A 6,656-nucleotide genomic window follows, 5' to 3' on the forward strand; every position below is an offset into this window, starting at 1 on the left:
TGTTCCAGCTGCGTGACGAAGACCTTCGCGCCGCCGATGACGTCGGCCTGCGCCTCCACATCCGCCGCCGAGAGGGTCGCCGCGATGCCGGGGCTGATGATGATGGCGTTGTCGCCCGTGGCATGGTCCACGAAGATGAAGGCCGCGCCCGTGTAGCTTTCGGCGTGCTGCGTGGCGAGCGAGGTGACACCCGCCTTCGCCCATGTCGCCAGCGCCATCTCGGCGAAGGTGTCCTGTCCGAGCTTCGTGAGGAATCCCACGTCGCCGCCCGCCATCGCCGCCGCGACCGACTGGTTCGAGCCCTTGCCCCCGGGGCCGAGCGCGAAGCTCTGCCCCAGGATCGTCTCGCCCATGCGCGGCATTCGGCCCGCGCGATAGGCCGTGTCGGCGACGAAGACGCCGAGGATCACGATGTCATGGGACATCTACGCCTCCGGCCCGATGACGCCCTTCCTCAGCAGGAAGCAGCCGTAGAAGCGCCGCTCGCCGGTCTGGATCACGGCATAGGCCTCGCGCGCGCGGTCGTAGAAGTCGAAGCGCTCGACGCTGACCATCGGCCGGGGCCGCCCCTCGGCGGCGTCGATGGCGGCCTGCGCCTCGGCCTGCGGCGGGGGGATCTCGCCGGGGGCGCCCACGACCTCCATCCGCGCGGCGAAATCGTCCACGAAGGTGTCGAGCGGCAGGACCGAAAGGATCGCCTCCATCGCCTCGCCCGCCGTCAGGTTCTCCATCCTGAGAAGCTCGCCGTAGACGGTGTGCCGCGCCACGCTGTCGGAGGGGAAGTTGGTGTCGGCCACTACCAGCACGTCGCCGTGCCCCATCGAGCGCAGCACGTAGAGCACGTCGGCGTTGAGCCGAGGATCGAGTCCCTTGAGCATTCCTGTCCTCCCCTTCCTTCAGGCGCCGAGGCGCATCCCGCTCGCCCCGTCGAAGATATGCAGGCTTTCGGTGTCGAGCGCGAGGGTCGCGGCGTCGCCGGGGCGGAAGGCCACGCGCTCGCGGAAGATCGCGGTGACCTCGCGGTCCTGGAACTGGCAGACCACGTGCGTCTCGGACCCCGTCGGCTCCACCACGCGGACCCTTATCGGCAGGCCGGTCTCGCCCGCGCGCATGTGCTCGGGCCGGACGCCGAGCTTGACGCGCGCGCCCTCCGTCAGACCGGGCGGCGCGGGCGCGTCCACCACCGTCCCGTGGCCGAGGTCGATCCTCGCGCCGCTCGCACCGATGCCCTGCACCGTGCCGTCGATGATGTTCATGGCGGGCGAGCCGATGAAGCTCGCCACGAAGGTGTTCTTCGGCCGGTCGTAGAGGTCGAGGGGGCTGCCCACCTGCTCCACGTGGCCGCCGTTCAGCACGACGATCTTGTCGGCCATGGTCATGGCCTCGATCTGGTCGTGGGTGACGTAGACGGTCGTGGTCTTCAGCCGCTGGTGCAGCTCGCGGATCTCGGTGCGCATCTGCACGCGGAGCTTGGCGTCGAGGTTCGACAGCGGCTCGTCGAAGAGGAAGACCTGCGGGTCGCGCACGATGGCGCGGCCCATGGCGACGCGCTGGCGCTGCCCGCCCGACAGCGCGCGGGGATAGCGGTCGAGATACGGGGTAAGGCCCAGGATCTCCGCCGCCTCGTTCACGCGGCGGTCGATCTCGCCCTTGTCCATCCTCCTGAGCTTCAGCGAGAAGCCCATGTTCGCCCGCACCGTCTTGTGCGGGTAGAGCGCGTAGGACTGGAACACCATCGCGATGTCGCGCTCGTTAGGCGAGAGGTGGTTCACCCGCCGGTCGCCGATCAGGATGTCGCCCGCCGTCACCTCCTCGAGCCCCGCGATCATCCGAAGGAGCGTGGACTTCCCGCAGCCCGAGGGGCCGACGAGCACGACGAATTCGCCCCGCGCGATCTCGAGGTCGATGCCGTGGATCACCTCCACCGCGCCGTAGTTCTTGCGCAGGCTCCTGATGGCGACTTCTGCCATGTGCCTCCCGATGCCTCCCCGCGACGGGCCGCTCCCTCCGCCGCCCCTCATGGATGGGTAGCGCAGGGTTTCGGGCCTGTCCACCATCTGACCATACTAACATGTTAGATGCTTGACAGGCGGGCGGGCGCTGGCCGAACATCGCCGCATGGGAAGTCACCCCGGGGGGTCCGCGCAAGGAGGAAGCGCGCCTCCCATCCGCGCGTGGACAGCCACCCGGCGCCAAGACCGGAGCGGGCCGCGGGCGGAGCGACGGGTCGTCCGAACCCAGAACCCAACGGGAGGATTCTTGCGATGAAAGTCTCACACTACAACGCCATGGTGCGCGCGATGATGACCCGCCGCGCCATGCTGAAGGGCGCCGCCGGTGTCGGCGCGCTGGCCGCGACGGGCGGTCTTCCGGGCTTCACCGGAGCGGCCCGCGCGCAGTCCGACCTCAGGGCGCAGATCCTGCAGATCCCGGGTGTCGGGATGGGCAGCCCGACGGATGCCGACTGGCAGCGGGTGGGCGAGCTTTGCCTCGGCTCCACGCGCGAGCGCTTCGCGCAGGGCGAGTTCGCGGGCGTCGAGCTGACCTTCATGGGGCTCAACAACCAGAACCTGCACAACTTCCTGTTCCGCGGCTTCCTGCGGCCCTGGGAGGAGTACACGGGCGCGACGATCAACTGGATCGACCTCGCACAGGCCGACTACAACGCCCGTCTCCAGCAGTCGATCGCGACCGGCACCGTGGACTTCGACATTCTCGAGATGGGCGCGCCCTTCGAGGGCGACACGGCCGGACGCGGGCTTCTCGACCCGATGCCGGAATGGGTCGCCGCCGACATCGACATGGACGACTACGTGGACTACCTCAAGGCGCCGGTGGGCACCTGGGACGGGCAGACCTACCGCGTCTCGATCGACGGCGACTGCCACACCTTCGCCTACCGCAAGGACTACTACGAGAGCGAGGACCTGGCCGCGGCCTGGGCCTCCGAGGGCGACGGCTCGGCCTGGGAGCCGCCGACCACCTGGGAGCAGGTGAACGCGCACAGCCGCTTCCTCGCCGGCAAGAGCGACCCGCTGACCGGCCTGCCCGCGCACGGCTTCCTCGATCCCCTGCGCTACAGCTGGGGCGGCTTCGGCTTCTACTTCCTCGCCGACCGCGCGGCCTCCTACGCCAAGCATCCCGACGATCCGGCCTGGCTCTTCGATCCCGAGACGATGGCGCCGCGCGTCAACAACCCGGCCTGGGTGCAGGCGATCCAGGACGTCATGGACCTCATGGCGGTCGAGGGCGCCTATCCGCCGGACCAGCTCAACGCCGACCCGAACACGACCGCCTTCCAGCAGTTCCTCGCCGGAACCGGCATGGGCCTGACCTGGTGGGGCGACGTGGGCTCGAACGCGCGCACCTCGGACACCTCGCTCGTCGGCGATGTCGTGGGCTTCTCGATCAACCCGGGCGCCACGCGGGTCTACAACAGCCGCGCGGGCGCCTGGGAAGACACCATGAACGAGGCGCCGAACAACGCCTATATCGGCTGGGGCGTCTACGTCACCAACCGCGTCTCGGGCGACGAGCAGAAGCGCACGGCGGCCTGGTCCGCGGCGGCGCATCTGGGCGGGCGCGACCTGTCGCTCTGGTGCTCGGCCTATCCGTCGGGCTTCCAGCCCTACCGGAACTCGCACTTCAACTACGAGGAGTGGGAGACGGCCGGCTACGACCGCGACTTCGTCGAGGACTACCTCAGCTCGAACCTCGACAGCTACAACCACCCCAACGCCGCCGTCGAGCCGCGCATTCCCGGCATCTTCCAGTACTACTCGATCGCCGAGGACGAGCTGGTGCGTGGCCTCGCCGGCCAGTACGGCAGCGCGCAGGAGACGGCGGACGCCATCGCCGCGGCCTGGGAGGGGATCACCGACCAGATCGGCCGCGACAGCCAGCTCGCGCTCTACCGTGCGTCGCTGGGGCTCTGAGCCTGCACGGCGTCTGACAGCATCGGGTGCGGCGGGGAAACCTGCCGCACCCTTTTCGCCCGGAAGGGCAAGGACCAGCGGGGCAGGATGAGCGAAGACCGCCTCTACGTCGTGACGAACGACCAGATCAGCCCGGCGCGCGAGCGGCTCGGGCGGCTCCTGCTTTGGGGGTCGGGGGCGCTGCTCGTCCTCGTGGCGCTGGCGCAGATCCTCGCGCACCGGGGCGATACCGCGGCCTCCGTCGGCGCGCTCGTCGAGAACTGGCGCCCCACGCTCTACGCCTGGTGCCTCTTCATCACGGCCTACTGCGCCTCGCTCGTGATCCGCTTCGGCGAGCGCGGCAAGCGCCAGCTCTTCATCGCGCCCGCGACGATCTTCATCGCCTCGATGGTGATCTTCCCGCTGATCTTCGCGCTGACCATCGCCTTTTCCGACTGGAATCTCTCGTCCCTCGACGGGCAGCAGTTCAACGGCTTCGACAACATCCGGCAGATGTGGGGCGACCGTTTCTACTGGAACGCGCTCGGCAACATGGTGTTCTACACGGCGCTCATCGCCGTCGAATACGTCATCGCCTTCGGGCTCGCGCTGCTGCTCAACAGCCAGATCCGCGCGCGCAAGTTCTTCCGCGTGGCCTTCCTCCTGCCGCTGATGCTGAGCCCGGTGGCGGTCTCGTGGATGATCGGCAAGTCCATGTTCGAGGGCCGCTTCGGCCCCATCGCGCGGATCGCGCGCGAGCTCGGCTGGCAGAACCCGAGCTTCTTCGGCAATGCCGATCTCGCGCCCTACCTGATCGCCGCGCTCGACGCCTGGACCTTCATCCCCTTCATGATGATCATGCTGCTCGCCGGCCTCCAGGCGATCCCGCGCGACATCCAGGAGGCCGCCCGCGTGGACGGCGCGAACCCCTGGCAGAACTTCTGGGAAGTGACCTTCCCGCTGATGCTGCCGGTGTCGATCACCGCGATCATGATCCGCATCATCTTCAAGCTGAAGCTCGCGGACATCATCATCAACGTCACCTCGGGCGGCCCCGGCGGGGCCACGGACAGCGTGACATCCTACATCTTCCGCGAATATCGCGACCGCTCGAACGTGGGCTACGGCACGATGCTGGCCGTGGTCTACCTCGTGCTCATCGTCATCGGCTTCACGATCTTCATCAAGCTCGTGTCGCGCTGGATGAGGCCCCGGTACTGACATGGCAGAGGCAACCCAGATCTTCCGCGACAGCGAGGCGGACCGCACCTTCCGGCCGAAATGGTATCTCGGGCGGATCGCCGTCTATTCCGTCCTGATCTTCTGGACGATCATCTGCCTCGGCCCGATCTTCTGGACGATCACGACCTCGTTCAAGGCGGCGCCGGACGTGATGCAGGGCAACCTGATCCCCTGGATCGACTACCAGCCGCAATGGCTGGGCTGGCGGTCGCTCGGGATGTCGCCGGAAACGATCACCGAGCCCTCGACGGTGCGCGAGCAGTTCATGCTGCGCTTCTGGAACTCGGCCATCGTGTCGGTCTCGGCCTCGCTGCTGGCGCTGGTGCTCGGCTCGCTCGCGGCCTACGGACTGTCGCGGTTCGAGTACCGCTTCGGGCCGATGAAGAACGACGACATCTCGTTCTTCTTCCTCAGCCAGCTGATCCTGCCGCCCGTGGTGCTCGCGCTGCCGTTCCTCGTCCTCTACCGGGAAGTTGACCTGCTGGACACGCGGATCGGGCTGATCCTGCTCTATGCGCTGACGGTCATGCCCATCGTCATCTGGATCATGCGCGATCAGTTCGGCTCGATCCCGACCGAGCTGGAGGAGGCGGCGCTGGTCGACGGCCTCTCGATCTGGGGCGCGTTCCTGACGATCATCCTGCCCATCGCGCTGCCCGGCATGGTCGCGGCCTTCATCCTCTGCCTCGTGCTGACGTGGAACGAGTATTTCTTCGCGGCGCTGCTGACCTCGACCGACGCGGTGACGCTGCCGGTGATGGTGGCGTCACAGACGGGCAGCCAGGGGATCAACTGGTGGTCGATGGCAGCCCTGTCCACGGCGGCGATCCTGCCGCTGATCGTGATCGGCATCGTGCTCGAGCGCTACATCATCAAGGGGATGGCCGCGGGCGCGGTGAAGTGACCGCTCATTCCATGTTGGTGTGACGCGCGCGCATGTCCTGCGCGGACTTGCCCAGACGGCGGGCGAGGTCGTCCACCATCGCCTCGAAGAGGACGAACATCGCGCCTTCGTAGAGCGACCCCATCGGCAGGGCGGACGCCGCCATGTCCTCCGTCGCGCGGGTCTGCGCCGGGATCGGCAGGACAAGGCTCGCGCGCGACGCGGCCGCCGCGTCGGGAACGGCGGTGAGAAACAGGATGTCGGCCCCCGCCTCCACCGCCTGCCCCATGAGCGCGTCCACCGTCGAGAGCTCGCCCGGCCCGGCGGAGACCACGAAGAGGTCGCCGCGTGCAAGCGGCGGCGCGGCCATGTCGCCCTGAACCGACACGGACAGCCCCAGGTGGTGGAGCCGCATGGCGAGCGCCCGCATCATCAGCCCCTCGCGCCCGCAGCCGTAGACCATGACGTGCCGCGCCGAGGCGATCCGCTCGCAGGCCGCGCGGATCGGCGCCTCCTCCAGCCGGTCCACGACCTCGCCGAGCTCGGCCAATGCCGTGCGGGCGAAGTCCTTAGGGCTCATGACAGCTCCCTCGCGATGTCCTTCGTCTGCTCGTAGA

The 6,656-nt window shown here is 68.3% G+C and carries 7 protein-coding genes; 3 read left to right on the top strand and 4 right to left on the bottom strand.

From position 1 onward, the window contains the following. The 3 genes from ACTS11_RS19200 to ACTS11_RS19210 all read right to left on the bottom strand — a co-directional run. On the bottom strand, nt 1-425 hold a 425-nt coding region (locus tag ACTS11_RS19200; RefSeq protein ID WP_442641895.1), incomplete at its 3' end, for a PfkB family carbohydrate kinase. Continuing rightward, nucleotides 426-878 carry an RbsD/FucU family protein gene (locus tag ACTS11_RS19205; protein ID WP_442641896.1) on the bottom strand — a complete coding sequence of 151 codons (453 nt, stop codon included), beginning with the start codon at nt 876-878 and terminating at the stop codon, nt 426-428. 18 nt (nt 879-896) lie between these two features. After that, nucleotides 897-2,057 carry an ABC transporter ATP-binding protein gene (locus ACTS11_RS19210; RefSeq protein ID WP_442641897.1) on the bottom strand — a complete coding sequence of 387 codons (1,161 nt, stop codon included), beginning with the start codon at nt 2,055-2,057 and terminating at the stop codon, nt 897-899. A 207-nt stretch (nt 2,058-2,264) separates the two neighbouring features. Here ACTS11_RS19210 and ACTS11_RS19215 point away from each other — a divergent pair, with 207 nt between their 5' ends. The 3 genes from ACTS11_RS19215 (at nt 2,265) to ACTS11_RS19225 (ending at nt 6,060) form a co-directional block, all read left to right on the top strand. Further along, nucleotides 2,265-3,935 (top strand): sugar ABC transporter substrate-binding protein, encoded by a 1,671-nt coding sequence (locus ACTS11_RS19215; RefSeq protein WP_442641898.1) that lies wholly within the window; start codon nt 2,265-2,267, stop codon nt 3,933-3,935. An 87-nt stretch (nt 3,936-4,022) separates the two neighbouring features. After that, nucleotides 4,023-5,135 (top strand): carbohydrate ABC transporter permease, encoded by a 1,113-nt coding sequence (locus tag ACTS11_RS19220; protein ID WP_442641899.1) that lies wholly within the window; start codon nt 4,023-4,025, stop codon nt 5,133-5,135. 1 nt (nt 5,136) lies between these two features. Next, complete coding sequence (locus tag ACTS11_RS19225; RefSeq protein ID WP_442641900.1) at nt 5,137-6,060, top strand: carbohydrate ABC transporter permease; 924 nt, start codon at nt 5,137-5,139, stop codon at nt 6,058-6,060. A 4-nt stretch (nt 6,061-6,064) separates the two neighbouring features. On the opposite strand, the gene ACTS11_RS19230 is transcribed toward ACTS11_RS19225, so the two are convergent. Continuing rightward, a complete protein-coding gene (locus tag ACTS11_RS19230) occupies nt 6,065-6,619 on the bottom strand; it encodes an SIS domain-containing protein (RefSeq protein WP_442641901.1) in 555 nt (184 codons plus the stop codon). Nucleotides 6,620-6,656: the final 37 nt, after the last annotated feature.

Origin of the sequence: Roseicyclus sp., assembly GCF_052168335.1 — a bacterium.
Classification (GTDB): domain Bacteria; phylum Pseudomonadota; class Alphaproteobacteria; order Rhodobacterales; family Rhodobacteraceae; genus Roseibacterium.

Excerpts from the sequence above, each read along its gene's own strand:
- ACTS11_RS19205 (WP_442641896.1), bottom strand. The coding sequence starts at position 878 with ATGCTCAAGGGACTCGATCCTCGGCTCAACGCCGACGTGCTCTACGTG.
- ACTS11_RS19210 (WP_442641897.1), bottom strand. The coding sequence starts at position 2,057 with ATGGTGGACAGGCCCGAAACCCTGCGCTACCCATCCATGAGGGGCGGC.
- ACTS11_RS19215 (WP_442641898.1), top strand. The coding sequence starts at position 2,265 with ATGAAAGTCTCACACTACAACGCCATGGTGCGCGCGATGATGACCCGC.
- ACTS11_RS19220 (WP_442641899.1), top strand. The coding sequence starts at position 4,023 with ATGAGCGAAGACCGCCTCTACGTCGTGACGAACGACCAGATCAGCCCG.
- ACTS11_RS19225 (WP_442641900.1), top strand. The coding sequence starts at position 5,137 with ATGGCAGAGGCAACCCAGATCTTCCGCGACAGCGAGGCGGACCGCACC.
- ACTS11_RS19230 (WP_442641901.1), bottom strand. The coding sequence starts at position 6,619 with ATGAGCCCTAAGGACTTCGCCCGCACGGCATTGGCCGAGCTCGGCGAG.